The 16,097-nt window shown below is 59.4% G+C and carries 15 protein-coding genes and 3 pseudogenes; 5 read left to right on the forward strand and 13 right to left on the reverse strand.

Features of this window, described 5'->3' with window-relative positions:
- Window position 1 precedes the first annotated feature (1 nt).
- Window positions 2-214, forward strand: coding sequence for a DUF2274 domain-containing protein (locus tag D2V04_RS03395; protein ID WP_119511955.1), 213 nt, complete (start codon window positions 2-4; stop codon window positions 212-214).
- On the forward strand, window positions 214-429 hold the full coding sequence (locus D2V04_RS03400) for a helix-turn-helix domain-containing protein (RefSeq protein WP_119511936.1): 216 nt from the start codon (window positions 214-216) through the stop codon (window positions 427-429). Before D2V04_RS03395 ends, D2V04_RS03400 begins: the two co-directional genes overlap by 1 nt.
- Window positions 430-617: 188 nt before the next feature.
- On the opposite strand, the gene D2V04_RS03405 is transcribed toward D2V04_RS03400, so the two are convergent.
- From D2V04_RS03405 to D2V04_RS03440, 8 genes are all read right to left on the reverse strand, one after another.
- Entirely contained in the window at window positions 618-1,988 is a 1,371-nt protein-coding gene (locus D2V04_RS03405; RefSeq protein ID WP_119511937.1) for a thiamine biosynthesis protein ThiF, read from the reverse strand.
- A 2-nt stretch (window positions 1,989-1,990) separates the two neighbouring features.
- Window positions 1,991-2,488, reverse strand: coding sequence for a hypothetical protein (locus D2V04_RS03410; protein ID WP_119511938.1), 498 nt, complete (start codon window positions 2,486-2,488; stop codon window positions 1,991-1,993).
- Window positions 2,460-2,945, reverse strand: coding sequence for a DUF7665 family protein (locus tag D2V04_RS03415; protein ID WP_119511939.1), 486 nt, complete (start codon window positions 2,943-2,945; stop codon window positions 2,460-2,462). The genes D2V04_RS03410 and D2V04_RS03415 overlap by 29 nt, the downstream gene beginning before the upstream one ends.
- Window positions 2,946-2,949: 4 nt before the next feature.
- Window positions 2,950-3,441 (reverse strand): hypothetical protein, encoded by a 492-nt coding sequence (locus D2V04_RS03420; RefSeq protein ID WP_119511940.1) that lies wholly within the window; start codon window positions 3,439-3,441, stop codon window positions 2,950-2,952.
- 90 nt (window positions 3,442-3,531) lie between these two features.
- The gene (locus D2V04_RS03425) at window positions 3,532-6,873 is read right to left on the reverse strand and encodes an ATP-dependent helicase (RefSeq protein WP_119511941.1); all 3,342 of its coding nucleotides are present in this window, start codon (window positions 6,871-6,873) and stop codon (window positions 3,532-3,534) included.
- The gene (locus D2V04_RS03430; RefSeq protein ID WP_119511942.1) at window positions 6,874-7,521 is read right to left on the reverse strand and encodes a hypothetical protein; all 648 of its coding nucleotides are present in this window, start codon (window positions 7,519-7,521) and stop codon (window positions 6,874-6,876) included. It abuts the gene before it with no gap.
- Window positions 7,518-8,180: a sigma-70 RNA polymerase sigma factor region 4 domain-containing protein gene (locus D2V04_RS03435; RefSeq protein ID WP_147391758.1), complete on the reverse strand. Its 663-nt coding sequence runs from the start codon at window positions 8,178-8,180 to the stop codon at window positions 7,518-7,520. The genes D2V04_RS03430 and D2V04_RS03435 overlap by 4 nt, the downstream gene beginning before the upstream one ends.
- 466 nt (window positions 8,181-8,646) lie before the next feature.
- Window positions 8,647-10,422 carry an ATP-dependent nuclease gene (locus D2V04_RS03440; RefSeq protein ID WP_119511944.1) on the reverse strand — a complete coding sequence of 592 codons (1,776 nt, stop codon included), beginning with the start codon at window positions 10,420-10,422 and terminating at the stop codon, window positions 8,647-8,649.
- Window positions 10,423-10,473: 51 nt separating this feature from the next.
- Here D2V04_RS03440 and D2V04_RS18120 point away from each other — a divergent pair.
- Window positions 10,474-10,647: pseudogene (locus D2V04_RS18120) on the forward strand (tyrosine-type recombinase/integrase); the annotation flags it as partial.
- Here D2V04_RS18120 and D2V04_RS03450 read toward each other — a convergent pair.
- The 5 genes and pseudogenes from D2V04_RS03450 to D2V04_RS03470 all read right to left on the reverse strand — a co-directional run.
- Window positions 10,611-10,808: pseudogene (locus D2V04_RS03450) on the reverse strand (transglycosylase SLT domain-containing protein); the annotation flags it as partial. The pseudogenes D2V04_RS18120 and D2V04_RS03450 sit on opposite strands and share 37 nt — an antisense overlap.
- Window positions 10,805-11,779 carry a tyrosine-type recombinase/integrase gene (locus D2V04_RS03455; protein WP_228766230.1) on the reverse strand — a complete coding sequence of 325 codons (975 nt, stop codon included), beginning with the start codon at window positions 11,777-11,779 and terminating at the stop codon, window positions 10,805-10,807. The gene D2V04_RS03455 and the pseudogene D2V04_RS03450, both read right to left, overlap by 4 nt.
- A gap of 501 nt (window positions 11,780-12,280) precedes the next feature.
- Window positions 12,281-13,321: a hypothetical protein gene (locus D2V04_RS03460; RefSeq protein ID WP_147391759.1), complete on the reverse strand. Its 1,041-nt coding sequence runs from the start codon at window positions 13,319-13,321 to the stop codon at window positions 12,281-12,283.
- 16 nt (window positions 13,322-13,337) lie between these two features.
- Window positions 13,338-13,688, reverse strand: coding sequence for an ATP-binding protein (locus D2V04_RS03465; RefSeq protein WP_228766231.1), 351 nt, complete (start codon window positions 13,686-13,688; stop codon window positions 13,338-13,340).
- On the reverse strand, window positions 13,678-13,992 hold the full coding sequence (locus D2V04_RS03470; protein ID WP_228766232.1) for a hypothetical protein: 315 nt from the start codon (window positions 13,990-13,992) through the stop codon (window positions 13,678-13,680). Before D2V04_RS03470 ends, D2V04_RS03465 begins: the two co-directional genes overlap by 11 nt.
- Window positions 13,993-14,130: 138 nt before the next feature.
- Between D2V04_RS03470 and D2V04_RS03475 the strand changes: the two genes are divergently transcribed.
- Together D2V04_RS03475 and D2V04_RS03480 are read left to right on the forward strand one after the other, a co-directional pair.
- Complete coding sequence (locus tag D2V04_RS03475) at window positions 14,131-15,045, forward strand: DUF7146 domain-containing protein (RefSeq protein ID WP_119511946.1); 915 nt, start codon at window positions 14,131-14,133, stop codon at window positions 15,043-15,045.
- Window positions 15,046-15,120: 75 nt separating this feature from the next.
- Window positions 15,121-16,097: pseudogene (locus tag D2V04_RS03480) on the forward strand (methylase); the annotation flags it as partial.

A 16,097-nucleotide genomic window follows, 5' to 3' on the forward strand; every position in this document is an offset into this window, starting at 1 on the left:
CATGACCGATCTCAAACTTCCGCAATTGCCCGATCGGACGCCGGTCAAGCTGACGATCTCCGTCAGTCCGGACCTTCATCAGGCCCTCAACGATTACGCTGCTCTCTATGAGCAGGCCTATGGCACGTCCGAACCTGCCACCGAACTCATTCCCGCCATGCTGACGGCTTTCCTCAAAAGCGATCGTGCATTTGTGCGGGCGCAGCGTGGTTGATGGTCAAGCCGCCCCACAATAGTGGCGCGCAACGCGACGGCGGCGAAGCGCTGGAGCCAATCTGCGTCCGAATTCGGACAGCGGTCGAACTGACCGGAATCGGGCGCTCCACATTGTATGAACTGATCAATGCGGGAGAGCTGGAGACGGTCAAGGTTGGTCGCTCCACATTTGTTATCTATGCCAGTTTGAAGCGGCTTTTCGAGGCGCATTGATCCTGGGATTTATCGGACTTTCACATCAGGAAATGTTCACCGACCTACTTTGACGATGTCTGCCTTGCGCTCTCATTCAGGTCGCTTTGGTCATTGCCTGCAATTTCGAAAAGCAGCCGTTCGGCAAAAAGCCACTAAATGATCAACCTTCTTAAGACGTCGGACGACCCATATTCTTTGAATGTGATTCAAGAACGAATGCCTTGCCGTCTTATCAGCAGGCCACCCGGATTGAACGCAAAATTGGAGGTCTGTGCAAATGCGGCTAGTTGGCCGGGGCTGCGGAGATGCAGGTCGAGCAGCGCGGTATTGGGTCCGCCATTGGCAAGCTTTACCAGCTCGGCGACAACAAGCGCTCCTGCCAACGCTCCGACGAACGGCGCGCCTACGGTTCGGCCGGCCAGTTGGACGAGCCCGCACCGGTCTGCACCGCGCTCTTCCAGGTCACGATAGGCAGGGCGGTCGAGCAACTCGGGTTCCGCTGCCCCCTCGCCGCTCCACAGCTGTCGCGCGGCCTTAGGGCCCGGAAAGCTGTGCAGGCGCAGCGCGAGATAATCCGAAACGCCATTGCCAAGCCCCGCTTCGAACACCCGACCGAATCCGGCATCTTCCAGCGCCGAGCGCGCCAGCGCATTGTCCACCCCGCACAGTGCCACGGGCGGATCCTCCGCGTTGACCTTTAGCTCGCGGTCAAACCGCCTTTCGACGATCGTCGTCGCGAAGCCCCGGGCTTCGGCCCATTCTGCCATCGCCCGGCTCTTACAGCGTCCCACCATCGACAGATCGGTCAGAAGCGAGGTGCTGTCGTTCGATTCCGCCAGCTTGTCGAAATCCTGCAAGGTCAACGAGAAGTCGGAGGGATCGGCGTAGGGTAGCCATCCCAGCGCCCACAGATAAGCCTGTCCGAGATTCCCCAGCCCGATAAGCCACGCCGAAGACGGCAGGACAGAAGGGCTTTCGCCCCGTGCACGGGGATCGTCCGCCGGAAGGTCGGGTCGCCAGAGCGAAAGCGCGATCCGCCGTCGCCCAGCGGCAGGATTGCTCTTCCGAACTTGCTGGAAGCATTCGGCGACGGTTAGGCCGGCGGCCGCAATCCCGGTCAGGACGAAGGCTTCCTCCGGGCTATCCGCGAAATCGGCTCCCTCGGCGTAACAGCCGGCGACCCAGCCGTCCATCGTCGCACGCAAACCCATGGCCCGCCGACCGATCGCCATGTGGCTTGCCGCCGGCCTCACTGCGTCGACACAACGGCCGCCGAGCTGCTCGACGAGGTCCTTAAGTTGGATTTGGCCGTAGAGGGGGACACGCAAAGCGACATCGGGCACACCGCTGACGGTGACCCCGCCGAGAAACGCCCGTCGAGCCGCATTGACCGTCGTCGCCAGAGCCGCCTGCCCCGCCGCGCTTTCCATCGTCCGAGGATCGACGTCCACATGCAGCGAATACCTTTCGAGTAGTTGCATCGCTTCTTCGATAGTCGTGGCTTCCCCAGTATCGAGCGTCAGCTTGGCCAGGCGGTGCAGCTGGTCGCCGATTTTCGCGGTGTCGATGAAAGGCATGATCAAGGTCCGATAATCAGGTGACTGGACAGACGGTTGTGCCCGAGGCTCTTCCAGCGATGCCGCCCGCGATATTCGTAGAGTCCGATCTGATCGCCCGCGATCGGCGCGCGCGCCATACTAGGCAGGATCATCGCCAGATGGCGCTTCTGCGCGATCATCGGGTTCTGCTTGTCGGCCAGGCTCTGGCGCGCGCTGCCGCCATGGACATGGACGTCGGCGACAACTTGCAGGCCGCTGCTGCGGCAACGATCCCACAGTGGGCCGAAGCTGGCCGCACGCATAACCACAACGCCGGTATCATATGCCGCCGAATCAAGATCGTCGTAGAAGACGATCTCCTCGACCAAGCGCCGACGCCCCGAGATTCGGCCGAGAAGAAAGGCGCCGCTCTCGTGGTAGCCCTGCGTCCGCTGATGGAGTTCGTCGACTAGTCGCACCCACTCGGCTGCGCGAAAGTGAAGCTCGCTCTTAGGCAGCCACAGCACGGCGACCTCCATATTCACCCGAGTTGAGAAGTTCGTGGACGATCGCGAGATATTTGCAGATCCCCTTCGACGGCTCCCACAGCAAATGCGGGTGCTTGGTGCGCCAGGGGTCATGGCCCTGGATCGAGACCCGGTCGCAGGGCAGATATAGACAGGTTCCGTTCTTCCACTGAGGATTGAACGCGAGTGGTATACGGCTCGTGCCCTTGGGCCACATTGCTGGTGCCAGGGGCTGATCGCGCTCGACGTCCCATGGGCTCGCCGTGACTGCAGTCCGCGGATAGTCGCTGCACTCGAAGCGGAGGCCATAGGCAATGCCGTCGGCGGCGATGACCGATGCGACAGCGTGGGGGAAGGCGATGCTTTCGAGCCGCCAACGGCCCGTAGCGACGCCGAGGCGGAAGCGCCCCGCAGCGAGGTCGCGCCGCAGCGCGATCTCGTCCGGACGGGCAGCAAGCGGATCGCCCATCCGTCTAGCCCTCCACGCGCACGAGCGGCACGAGGTCGAAGGCGATCGCGCAGTCCGAGGCAAGCGAACCGATATGCGTATCGGCATCCGGCCGGTCCTTGCTTCCGGTGAGCTGCAGCACATGTTCGGCGGCGTCTTGCTTGCTGAGCTCGAAGAGCTTGGTCGCGACATGCGTCTTGACCGCGCCCACCGTGCGCGCGGGCGAGAACTCGGCCGGCTTCGTCACGCCGTTGTAGGTGACCGAAACCGCGATCTTGCGGCAGCGGTGGACGTGCACACACAGCGGCTGCCCGCCCTTCGCGCGCGGCAGCTTGCCGTCCTTCACCGGCTTGTCCTCGTCCTGGATGAACACCAGGAGTTCAGCCTCGGCAGTGGGCTCGATGCGGCAGCTGTTTGCTGCCTTGAGCAGCGCGGCGAGATCGGCGCCTTCGGGCAGGCTGAGCAGCTGGACATCGTCGATGCCTTCGCCTTGCAGCAGAATATCAATCGTCTTCATGGCAATGCCTCCATTTGCGGATTCTCCGGACCATCCGGGTTTTCTCCGCTCACCGAGTAAGTCCGGCGGAAGGCGTGATTGCGGAACCAGCTACAAGCTTGGACAGACGAAATATTGCGGGCACCTTGGACAGATGCGGTCGTCCGGCTGCGGCGGGTAGTGTCCCGCAGCGACCCCATCGATCGCCTTGCGGTATTTCTCCAATCGGTTGGTGATGACCCGCTCACTCATCGGGACGCCAAGCCTGGTGTCGCACCCCAGGTAATGTACGCTGACCCTCCCACCATCATGCGCGGCGGACGCGCGATGATAGAGAGCAAAGATGTCGTTGTCGGGCGGCCGCTTCGGAGCACGGCCGGTTCGAAGCCGGATCAGTTCGACAGTGCCTTTCGAGCGATCGATCATATCGGGGGTAAGCCGGACCATGCTATCGCCGACGGGCTGTTCGAACGGTTCGGGTCGACTTCCGGCCTTGAGCCAATGCGCGATCGCACGCTCGATCACCAGCTCCGCCTGACGTCGATAGATTGCCTCGAAGGGATGACCCTTGGGCCCGATCTTTTCCCAGCCTTCCGCCAGCGCCTGGCGCGCCGCGGCGAGCGGCGAAGGCTCCTCGGCAAAGGTGCCGAGCTCCCGAATGACGGAATAGGCCGCCCGGTGAAACCGGACATAGCCTTCATCCTCTCGTCCGCCGCTGAGACCCAGGACGCGCTGATAAAGATAGGCGCGCGGACACAGGAGATATTGGTCAAGATCCTCGGCCCGATGGCTCTCGAGCTTGCGTTCGCACCCGGCCGTGTATTGCGGGAGCTCGTTCTCATCGCTCCCGGTGATCCAATCCGGTGCGGAGTCGGGTGCGCATGGCAAGCGCCCTGAGATCATCGCGAGGAAATCGGACGGTCCGCGCGCCGTTCCATAATGCGTCGCGCGCGACAAGATCAGCCGTTCCTGCGCGCGCGACAGCGCCACGAAGAACAGGCATTCCTCCTCTTCGAGCCGCACCTCGTCGGGAGTCCGCTCAGCAAGGCCAGGCGGGGGAGGGGATGGATCGTAGCGGCGGCTCGCCGGAAACTGGCCCCTGGCCAGCCCCGGCAGATAGACGGCCCGAAATTCCAGACCTTTGCTCGCATGGACCGTCATCAGCCTGACCGCGTCGATTCCCGCAGCTTCTGCGGGCGGCGCGCGCAACTGCCGCTCTTCGCCGAGCAGTTCGAGTCGCCTGACCCAGTCGAGAAACCGGCCAATGCCCGCACCGGGCTCGGCTGCGGCGAATGTGTAGGCGGCCTGGAGAAGCTGGTAGATGGCCAGCCGCTTTTGCGCACCCTGAACGGTGCCGTCCACAAGGAGCGGCATGAGCCAGCGGCTTCGAACGAACAGAAATTCCTCGAGCGCTCGGGCGGCCGACTTGTGCCGATCGATCCCGCCCAGGTCGTTGCGCAAGCGTTCCACGCTCTGCCGCCCGCTCTCGGAGAGCGCCGAACCGTCAGCTTCGCCAAGCGCCTCGAAGGCCGAATTCGCCGAGACAATTTGGCTGTCGATCAGAACGCGCAGATCCTCGAGATCGAACGTGTAATCGGTGAATTCGGATAGGCGTACGAGGCCGCTCGAGGTGAATTCGCCTACTAGCGACAACATAGCGAGCAAATCGCGCACCTCGTCGCGCTCGAAAATGTCGCCAAGATAGAGAACCGGTATGCCCTCGCTCTCCAGTATGGCGGCATAACGCGCAAGCTGAGTGTGCGAGCGGCACAAGACGGCTTGATCTCGGTAAGCGAAGCCCTCTTTGCGCATTTGCTTCATCGCCTTCGCCAGCCCCAGCGCTTCGCTTTCAAGCGAATTGCCGATGTGAAACGCGAGTGGTTCGCCCTCGCCCTTGTTCGCATACCAGTCGCATTGGGTTGAACCTGACGCCGACATCTGAGTTCCGAAATCGGCGAAGGCCTTAACGATCGGCTCGCGCGAGCGGTAATTCACTGCGAGCGCCAGCGTCCGCGCGCCTTCGAATTGGATGGGGAATGCGATTATGTTGTCGGGCGATGCACCTCGGAACCGATAGATCGATTGGCGGGAGTCCCCTACCACCCACAGACCCTTTGCATCGCCAGCGATCCGCTCGAGCAGCACCGAGCTCGCCCGATTGACGTCCTGGAACTCGTCTACGAGAATATGCGGACGCTCATCAATTAGTTCGGCCGCAATCTCGGGATGTGCGTCGAGAAGCTCGACCGAGCGCATGATGAGATCCCCGAAATCGATCCGCCCGGTCTCGCGCAGCGCTTGTTCATAGGCTGCATAGATCTCGGCGACCTCAAGCGCCCGCTCACGCGCGCGCACGTCATCTTCTGTTGAGGAAGGCATCGCCTCGCAAATCTCGCGATACCGCTTCGGACCGACCAGCTCATCCTTCGCCCGCGAGATCGCCTTCAGAATATGGAGCAGCCCTTCACTCGGCTGATGCAGGACGAGATAGTGATCGAGAGGAAGCTCGGGCAGCAGCGTCTCCAGCAGGGCAATGGACTCGTTGAGATCGGCCAGCTTGGGGGCGGCAGGCAAGCCGATCAGGTGACCGTATTTGCGCAGAAGTTCCAGTCCAAAGGCGTGGAACGTTCCTGACCACATTTGCGTCGCGGCTTCCGTCGCGACCCGCTGCACTCGCTCTCGCAGTTCTTCGGCAGCCTTGTTGGAATAGGTGAGGACCAGCATGTTACTGGCGGCCACGCCCTTTGCGAGCAGATGCTCCACACGCGCCACCAGCGTGCGGGTCTTGCCGGTGCCCGGTCCGGCTTCGAGCAGAAGCGGACCTTCAGGAACCTCGGCAGCTTCTTTTTGCGAGTCGTCGAGGGAAGGTTGCGGCCGATCATCTCGAGTTTCGATTGAAGGCTCAGGGCTTGGTAAAAGCGTGCCGCGTATGAGCTGTGCGAAAACCAGAGCGAGCGGCACCTCAAGGGCAACGGCCAGTTCGTTGGGAGACCGGTCCTGCTCGACGAAACTGTTGGCGGCGATCTCCGCTGGGAGAAGCATCTCGCGCGCGAACACATTCGCCTGGGCTTCGCGGCGTTCCTTCGGGCTGTAGCTGTCCACCCGCGCAGCACCGAGATTGGCCAAGTCGCCGGCCGCATGATTGAATGACGAAGCATCGCAATCGGACGCTTCGCCATCGAGCCAAAAATGCCCCAGTTCATGCGCGATCTGGAAATGGGCGTGCGGAAGCGGCGTGCTGGACTTGTAGAAAATCGTATCGAGGTCGCGATCAAGAACCGCTTCGGCTCCTCTCAGGCAGCCGTCGTCTTTATCCACCGCGCACAGGTTCAGCTTCGCACCGCGGGCGGCGGCCTCCAATAGCTGCGCGGTGCTGCCAATTTCGTCGCAGTCTTCAACCGCGGCCTGGCGCTTTTCCAGCGCCAGAGCGCGGGCGGCGGCAAACAGTTCCACTCAGTTCTCCGTCAACAGGGCGTCTTTGTCTTCGTCCGACAGATTGCTTTGGCGGACCGCAGCGACAAAATCGCGCTGCGGTCCGCTCTCAGGCTTGTCTTTCGCCATGTACGACATGGCTCGCTTCATGATCGGTGGCCCGGTCCAGGCCGCCCGAATTTGATCGACTCCGACCTTGAGCGACCTTGCCAATCTACCCGCGATGTGACCGGGAATCGTGTCGGGAATGAAGTGCTTCGCGTTGAGCTGCGACATGAAGGACAATGGAATCCTCGTCTCGCGCGCCACATCATGCAACGATCGGCCAGCCGAGCGAGCCAAGTGCGCCAGGTCCGCTCTTCCCGCACTCTTGTTGCGCTTGGTCGCCTCGCCTGTCCTTCCGGCGTTCTTCTGGGAGCGCGCGAAGAGCGCGTTTTGCAGGGCACTTTGCGCCCGTGCATCGAGCCGTTCCTCGCTTTCCTGGCTGAGCGGAGGTGACGGGAGAAGCGCCTCTTCTTCGGCCCATGCGGCGGCAAACCGCAGGAAATCGGCCCTGTAATGCGGGTACTGTTTCGAGAATGCGGCGATGGCCTCACCGCTCGGCGTTTCAAATTCGTCGAGCAGCATGTCCAGCACCTCATCCAGCGGTAGAGGAGTTGCGTCGGTCATGCGGGGTCCTTCCTACAATATTGGTCGAGAAGTTCTTGCGCCTTCGCGAGCCGCTTGTGCATCGCGCGCCGACCGATGTCGTAGTACTCCATCAGAGTCATCTCGGTCTCGGCGCCTTCCGGCTTTCGCTCGTCGCCGACGCGCCAGCCTGCGTAGTGTCGCAGGATGTAAGCTTCGCGGAGGTGCGACGGCAGCGAAGCCAAGGCATCGTGCATCAGCATAAGGTCTTCGGGCGAGAGCCTTGCCTGGCCCTTCTTTGCACGAACCGCTTCGGCGAATTCTTCGCTATCTTCCGCAAAATCGTCGAGCAGTGCATCCTTCTGCTGGTCGCGCTTGAAATCAGTAATGGCAGTCAGGACGCGGCGTTGAATGTAGTCTCCGAAGCGGGACTCCGCGTAGTCTGCTGCCTTCCCGTCTGCGAACAGATGCTGCGTGACCTTTTCGAGAACAGCACTGAGGATATCCAGCCGATCTTCCTCGCTGAAGCCTTTCGCCTTACCAGCCACCGCCCTTAGACAACGGGTTTTGAAGGTATCGAATAACAGTTCTATCTCGCGGTCATCGCCATGCCGAACGGATCGGCGCACAAAGAAAACAAGTGCCTCGCTCGTTCGGTAGCCTGGAGCGTTGTGATTACATTCTGTGAATTTCTCAATCAACGTCGTACCGCTTAGAGCAAGACACTCACGAATCTCACGTGTCGCGCGCTCGGTTCTCGAATAATGACTGAGCGGAGGCGGATCCGACGATCCTCCCTTCTCTTTTGAATTGACCGTACTCTGTTGTGACAAGGCCGCCTCCGGTCATGCATCGATCTACTATGACCCAAGTCTGGGTCAATTGCGCATTGCGGAACCGCCCGAGCAAATTTTTTGCATACTTTCAGTCCGACCAACCTTTTATCGTCAGCTGTAGCACCTCATATGCAAGAGGCTCGGCATGACGGTTGCGCGCCCCAATCTTAGACTGGATGGTGCTTGTCCTAACTTCCAGATCCACAGACATGAGATTCGAACTTTGCCAAGCTCGGGTTGGGCGTCCCGGTCGCTGGCCGCTCTTTCTGCAAAGGCGTAGCTGTTACCTCCTCGTCTCGGGGAGACATTTGGGCGGTTCTGGAGGGTTATCCTAGTTCGCGGCCCAAAGTACCATTTCTCGTACAGGCCCGTAGTTGACGAGAGCTTCGCGAAAATCGGCATTTCCAAATTGATCGAGGAAAGCGCAGTGCTCGCCGGCTGACTTTGAAGCAAGATTTAAGTGGGTTTCGATCGCGCCTTTTGTCCAACACCAGATGTCGTTCTCGAGTAGTTCATCGTGGATTGTTTGAATATGCGCAGCGGCTTCTACCCGTTCCGCCATCATTGCATATGCTGCGGCAGCGCTGACGCCATTCCCGCTTCTTGGTAGGCCGTCTTGGCCCAGTGTGATCTGACCGGCTTCCGCCATCGATTCGAATATTTCCTTACAGCCGACAATTCCATCATGAGCGGCTGGAATCAGACCTGCCCCGGGGGCTACCTTGAAAGCGAAATCGAGGTCGACAACTGCGCGGACAGGAATCCCCATCGCTCTGAGAACTCGCATAGCGTTCGGAAAGTCTCCGGTTCCTTGAAGTGCTATCAGCGCGGCCTTTCGTTCCTCAAAGGTGGCGCCGTTTTCAAGTGCGAAGATCTCCGGAAGAAGTACGTGTTCAGTCTTGCCCTCAGCCAACAGAACCTTTTCAGAGAACAGGAATTTGGAAGAGTTTGTTAGCGCAAAGAGAACTTCCGATTGATGCGCCGCGCTGGCGATAGCGTTTGCTACCGCATCTTCTACCTTGGGGAATGCGTGCGTACCATCGGCCTCATTCCTGCGAATAAGTAATGCCTTCGCAGCGGCAGTGCGTGAGATCATCAATGGGGAATGAGTGGAGAAAAGGACCTGATATCCTTCTTGCGACAGCCTCACCAAGGATGCTCTTACAGTTTCTATGGCTTGTGGATGTAGATAGAGTTCTGGTTCATCGATCAAGAGCAGCGTGGTGCGTCCTACGGCGGCCGCGGCCTCTCGTTTGATCTTCGCCAAGCAAGTGATCAACGCGATTTGGACGGAACGTTGTGCACCATGCCCAAACGACCCCGCATCCCTACCATCTGCGTGTTCGAAGCCTTTCTCAAAAATCTTAATTGTGGCGCCCTTAAAGAAATCATCGATCCCCGGGGTCGGAATATGAGTCTTTGCGGTAACGCCCGGGAAGAAATTCACAAGCTCAGCTTGGATGCGTCCATCCAATCCAACGAGGATCTCATCCTTGTCTTCGCCATTGGCCGAGAGTTTGCTCGTCAGCTCTCCCAATGCCTCGGCAACAGAAGCAGAATGCGCCTCTGTTATTGGTCCCATGATCTCCTTGATCAATTTCCCAATAGTTGTTCCGGCGGCAAACTTCCCAACATCTTCAGTAGCGTTTTCCATCGCACCGATCAGGATCGGCTCAGGAAAGAGGTGGCCGATTGCCGCGTCTATTCCGGCAGGATTACTCCACATCTCATTGCCGTCTTCATCAGTCTTGCGAATAGTGAGCTTGATGTCGGCTGCCTTAGCTCCCGGCTCAGTCTGAGTTCGGCGAATGACGATCTTTCCGTCGGCAACAAGGGGCTCGATCTTCGGGCGATGTGTTGCGCCCAACGCATCAAGCACTCCTTCATCGATGCCAGACACCATCCCTGTGACTATGATCGGCTCGGTAGTGTTTCCAAAACAAGTTGGATCGAGGCTGGATTTCTTCGCAAGCCAGTTCACCGCTTCGAGAATGCTTGTCTTTCCTGCGTTATTGTAGCCAACCAAGGCAGTGAATTCCGACAATGGAAACTCGTGATCGCGGATTGAACGGTAATTCTGGATGCGGACACTCGATAGTAGATGCATGACCCTTCCCCCTCCTGCTACTCATACGCAAAAGGCGAAGAAAAAGACAGGTACTCGAAAGAAGAAGTCACCGCGCACGGACTCCGTGCGACAGCATCGACATTCCTGAACGAGTCGGGACTTTGGAATCCGGATGCAATCGAGCGTGCCCTGGCACATGGCGACAGCAATGTTGTGCGTGGCATCTACCTGGCGCCACCGTCGATCGATGCAAGAGGGTCATGACGGTTCCGGACGCCCAGTTCTCTCGCCGTGGCCGGCATAAGCTGAGCCAGCCCGGCAGCACCGGCTGGACTAACAGCCATCGGATTGAAGCGGGACTCAGCCCAGATAAGAGCACGAAGCAGGTTGGTCGGAAGCCCGTAACGGCGTTCAGCCTCGGCTATCCCATGCGACGGAATGCGGCATTGAGCGTGTTTTCACTCATCGGACGCTTGGAGCTGCGCGCAGATGGGAAAACATATCCTTCGCGGCCGAGCATCTCGGCCAGGTCAGTGAGATAGCCTCTAACCTGCTTGGAAAGCGGGACGGCATGCGCTCGGCGTGCTTTCATTTTGCCGGCAGGGATCTTCCAGACTCCATCGACGAGGTCGATCTCATGCCATTCGGCGTGCCGGAGTTCGCCGGGGCGCACAAACACATGCGGCGCGATCTGCAAAGCTAACTTCGTCACCATGTAGCCAGTGAAGTCGTCGATTGCGCGCAGCAGCCCGCCTAGCTCGGTGGGCTCGAGGATTGCTGCGTAGTGCTTGGCTCTAGGCGTTACGAGAGCACCCTTCAGCATACTGGTCGGATCGGATTTGCAACGGGTCGTTGCAACACCATAGCGAAACACCCTGCCTGCGAACGACCGGCATTTCTTCGCAGTCTCGTGCTTGCCAGTGGCTTCCATTCGCTTGAGAGGAGCCAGGACTTCGAACGGTTCGATCTCGTTGATGGGTCGGTTCCCGATGGCAGGTGCAAGCTTGTCGAGGAAATAGTTGGCCTTGACGATCGTGCCATCGGCGCGACCATTCTGGACCATCATCTGTTCAATATACTCACGTGCGACGGCCTCGAACGTCTGTGCAGAAAGGAACTCCGCGCGGATTTTCCGCTTCCGCTTCTCAAAAGCCGGGTCGCCCCCTGAAGCAACAGCTCGTCGCGCCTCGTAGGCCGCGTCTCGCGCCTGCTTGAGGCTGATGTCGGGATAGCTGCCGATGCAGAGCTTCTTTTGAGCGCCGCCGATCCGGTATCTGAATCGCCAAAGTTTGCCGCCGGTCGGCGTGACCTCAACATATAGGCCGCGCTCATCGGTTACCTTGTACGGCTTATCCTTGGGCTTGAGTGCGCGGAGGCGAGTATCTGTCAGAGGCATGTGGGGGCCTTTTCATCTGGGCCTTTGCGAAACGGCCTCAAAAGGCCCACAAAAGTGTCTGGAACCCCCGAGAACAGGCGGGACGATCCGGAACGATCCAAGGGCCAAATCCCTAGGATTTCTGCGGGTTTTATAGATTATTTGGGAGAACGTGAGAAGAACAAATGGTGCCCAGAAGAGGACTCGAAATAAGCTATTTTTCCGCAGAACTCTGCGGTTTTTTCTTGGATTGTCCAGACGATACCCTCACCGATACCCTCGACGTTTCTCGCTACAAGGGGTTCGAGTCCTCCGCAAAGGCAGGACTCGGATGGCAGGAATTGGGTCGCTTGGAGACAGGCAGGTTTTCGGAGAGGCGAGGCTATAGCTGCCGTTTTCTCACCATCTTGCGACGTCACTATTCGCCGATAAAGCGGTCTTTCGCAGCGTGACGACTTGTGAAGGTCTTACTTCGTGATGGCATTATTTCGCAATCCATCTTTCCTGATCCAAAACTGTATCTCAGCCGCCTAAATAGCCGTACGCTCTCAAAAGGCGTGCTGTGTCTGCTCCATCGAGTATACAGTAGTGACGCGGTTGGTGCGGATCATAGGCTAGCGCCTCCGCGAGACGGACAACGCTATTGGCAATCTTGTCACAGTGCTGGACGATGACGACCTCGACTGGTTCGTCAAATGCACGAACGAGTTGATCGCCATTCTTTCCCATTTTCCCAGGATGGAGTTCACCTCTGACCGCCGGCCCTTTGAAGATGAAGGCTGCGGAACAAGGTCTGCCTCTCACACTTAGTTGGTTGGTTTGCAGATCGGACTTTTCACCACCCCAGTCTTTCGGAATGAATGGCTCGCCGACAATGGCCGCGATCGCCTTCTTGACCTCTTCCTCTGACATTTCCTTTAGCGCTTTAACGGCCGCTGCATTGGCGCGCGCTTGGCCCCTAATGGCGGCGAACGCGTCAATATGTTCGGGGTAAATTCGCACCAAGCTTTTTAGTGACTGGCCGAGCATGGAATCATTGGCATCAACGAGATCGCCTATGATGATCGGATGGGCTTCAATGCAGTTCTCTCGCCGTTCAAAGCGGGCGCAAAGAAGCATCCTGCGTTTACCGCTCAGGATGGTGGCTGATGTGTCCGAGTAAAGATGTTCGTTCGAAAGGATGCCCGCGATTTCGATCTCTTCGCCGTTCAATGTGACACCTCCCCGAAAGGAAGCGGGTGGGGCAGATTTCCCGGCCGCGTTTGCGTGCAGATTCTTTGAAACACCCTTGAACGTGAAAACTTCCCAAAGTCTCGCATAAACTGGTTCCGCCTCAGGTAGCCCATTGTTTGCAAGGCGCGTCAGATCGGGGATGCGACCAGAACGGAGAAGTCTGTCGGCAATGTCCTCGGCATGGCCCATTGCTGCTGCGCGCCCTGCCGAATTTTTCGCGAGGCTTTGCTGAGCATCCACGGGAATGGAAATTCCCGACAGCGCCGAGATTCGCCGGCTGTTCAGGTAATATGCGGAAAGCCTGTAGTTGCTCGGATCGGTAGTGCCCATGGAGAATGGAGACGCCTCAAGAGGTTACGGTCATAAGGTTCACCACACGGGCGCCTGTGCCACATGTCTCCCTTGCGATATCCACGAGGTGCTGGTGGTGGGTGAAAAACAGGACCTGCGTTTTTCGGCTCAGCTCGACGAGTAGCCTTAATCCCGCTGCAGCGCGCTCATCATCAAAATTAATGAACAGATCGTCCGCGACGAAAGGAAGCGCGTCGGCACGTTCCAGATATTCCTCTATGGCCGCAACGCGCAGCGCCAGATAGAGTTGATCGGCTGTTCCGGTGCTCATCCCGGACACCGGCACGACGGAGTCATCGCTACGCACGCCGGTCAGGTGCGCCGTGTCCTGTTCGTCAAATGCCACCTGAAGGCCAGCAAACGAGCCGCCGGTTATGATTGTGAACAGCTCGCCCGCCCGTTTGAGCAACGGTGCCTGTTTCTCGCGGCGGTATCGCCGCCATATACAAGCCTTCCCGGTAGGATACGTTTGCTGGCTCGGCCTGGTAGATTGCAGGAAGATATTCTCTTGCCGGCTGCTGGTCCGTCTTCGGCGGAACGATCGAGTGCTCGAACAAGGTGAAATCCTGGGCGCGTACTTGCTGTGAGGAGGTCGCGATCATCCCCAGACAGGCGACCACTAGCGCGGTCAGACAATTGAGGCAGTTCATCTCGACTTGTGCTCCATTGATTCGAATCGAAAGAGAACATAAAAAGAACATGCGCCTGTAGGAAAGCCGCGAATGCCTGCCTTTGGGAGAGGAGAGGAACGCTGATGAGGGGGCCACTTTGCATGCTGAGGAGCTCGCATGTCCCTGTCTGTCCAAACTCATTCCAACCGGTCGCTTGCCGAGACCGCCCGTCTCATTTGCGAATCGCGAGGGGGCAAATGGTCCGGCACAAAGGGCATGGCCTGTTGCCCCGCGCATGATGACCGCACGCCGTCACTCGGTGTGTCGCTCGGCCGACAGGCCATCCTCTTCCACTGTTTCGCGGGATGCGATCAACAGAACGTGCTGGCTGCTCTGGCGCGTGAAGGTTTCGAGGCACCGGCGCTTTTTTCAGGTTCTGCGACCACCAACGAACCCGAATCGACCAGCACCCGCAAACCTTCGGCGGTAGCGCTGAGGATCTGGCGCGATGCACAGCCACTGCGTGCCAGTCCGGCAAAGGCATATCTTGAAAGCCGCGGCATCCTCGCCGCATCTCCGGCGCTCCGCTTCCATCCACGAACGCCGCTTGGCCCGAAAGGACGGGCCCGCTTTCTGCCCGCCATGATCGCGGCAGTCAGCCTCGACGAGGGCCCGATCGCCATCCACCGCACGTTCCTGTCTACCGAGGCTTCAGGCAAGGCCGCTTTCGAAAAGCCGAAACGCGCGCTCGGCGCGCTCAGTGAAGCTGCTGTTCGTCTCTTCGCTCCAGTTTCCGGCAAGCTTGGCCTTGCCGAGGGGGTCGAGAGCGCGATGTCGGCCTATGCTCTCACCGGCATTCCCGTCTGGGCGACCCTGGGCAATGAGCGCTTCGGTCTCGTCAGCGTGCCTGAGAGCGTGACCGAGCTTCACCTCTTCGTCGATCACGATGCTGGTGGCGAGCTGGCAGCGTCGCGTGGCCTGGCCGCTTATGCCCGCGATGGGCGGACGATCCACGTTCGGAAACCATCCTCACGCGACACCGACTGGAACGATGAACTTACAGCATGGCTGCGCCGCAAAGCGGCGCGGTAGAGGAGAGAGAGCTTCTCGAATTCCTGATCCGGCAGAGGGCGTGTCCCGATGCCTTCATCAGGAGGACGAATTGCCATGTTTCAATCAGACCTGTTTCCCGCTGGCGAGCAGTTGCCGTCCATGCCCTTGGCCTATGCCATCGGCACCCGAGTTGCCGCGCTTCTTGCTTCGGGACGTCATCTTACCCGTACCGACATTTCCGGGCTGTTCGCCGAAGAGACCGGTGTTCTGGACTGGGGAGGTGCCTGGACGATCGACGATTACAACAGCGCGGTCGAGATCGGCGCGCTGCTCTGGCTTCGAGACTCCTCACGCATCGATCTGGCGACGAATGTACACGAAGCCGAAGCGCGGTTCGACTGGCTCGAAGCAGCCTTGCCGCCGCGGCATGTTCGCAGCGAAGCGCAGGTTGATCTCCAGCAGTTCTCGACCCCGCCGATGCTGGCCTGGCTTATGGCGAAGGCCGCAGCTGTCTCTTCGCGAGATACGCTCCTCGAACCGTCCGCAGGCAATGGTGCCCTTGCTCTCTGGGGTTCCCTCCAGAACGCTTCGCTACTTCTCAACGAGATCGATCCGGCAAGACGAGACGGTCTGGCCCACGTCTTCCCCACGGCCACCATCACTGCGCATGACGGGGAACTCATCGCCGACTTGCTTCGCGGCCCTGTTCCGTCTGCCGTGCTGATGAACCCGCCGTTCGCTCACAGCCTGGAACGCGGCAAGGACGGTGAGACCGCTATGCGTCACCTACGCGGTGCAATTCGGGCCGCTGCTAATCGGGCGAGGATCGTCGCTATTATGCCTGAAGGCTTCGACGCCTCCACCTTCGCCAAGGAACAGGACGAAGTGTCGCTGCTCCTCGATGTCCGGCTACAGAAGATGTTTCGCCGGACAGGGACGGGGATCGCTGTTCGCCTGGTTGTGTTCGACAAGACGCCGACTGCGTCCTCGCCTGCGATCACCGGAGATACTGCCGACCTCATCTCGCTCCACGAGCTTATCACTGCGCTTCCGCCACGCGTACAGACCTCCGCCAACATCCATCGCCTGCC

The sequence above is a fragment of the Pelagerythrobacter aerophilus genome, assembly GCF_003581645.1.
Lineage (GTDB): Bacteria > Pseudomonadota > Alphaproteobacteria > Sphingomonadales > Sphingomonadaceae > Pelagerythrobacter > Pelagerythrobacter aerophilus.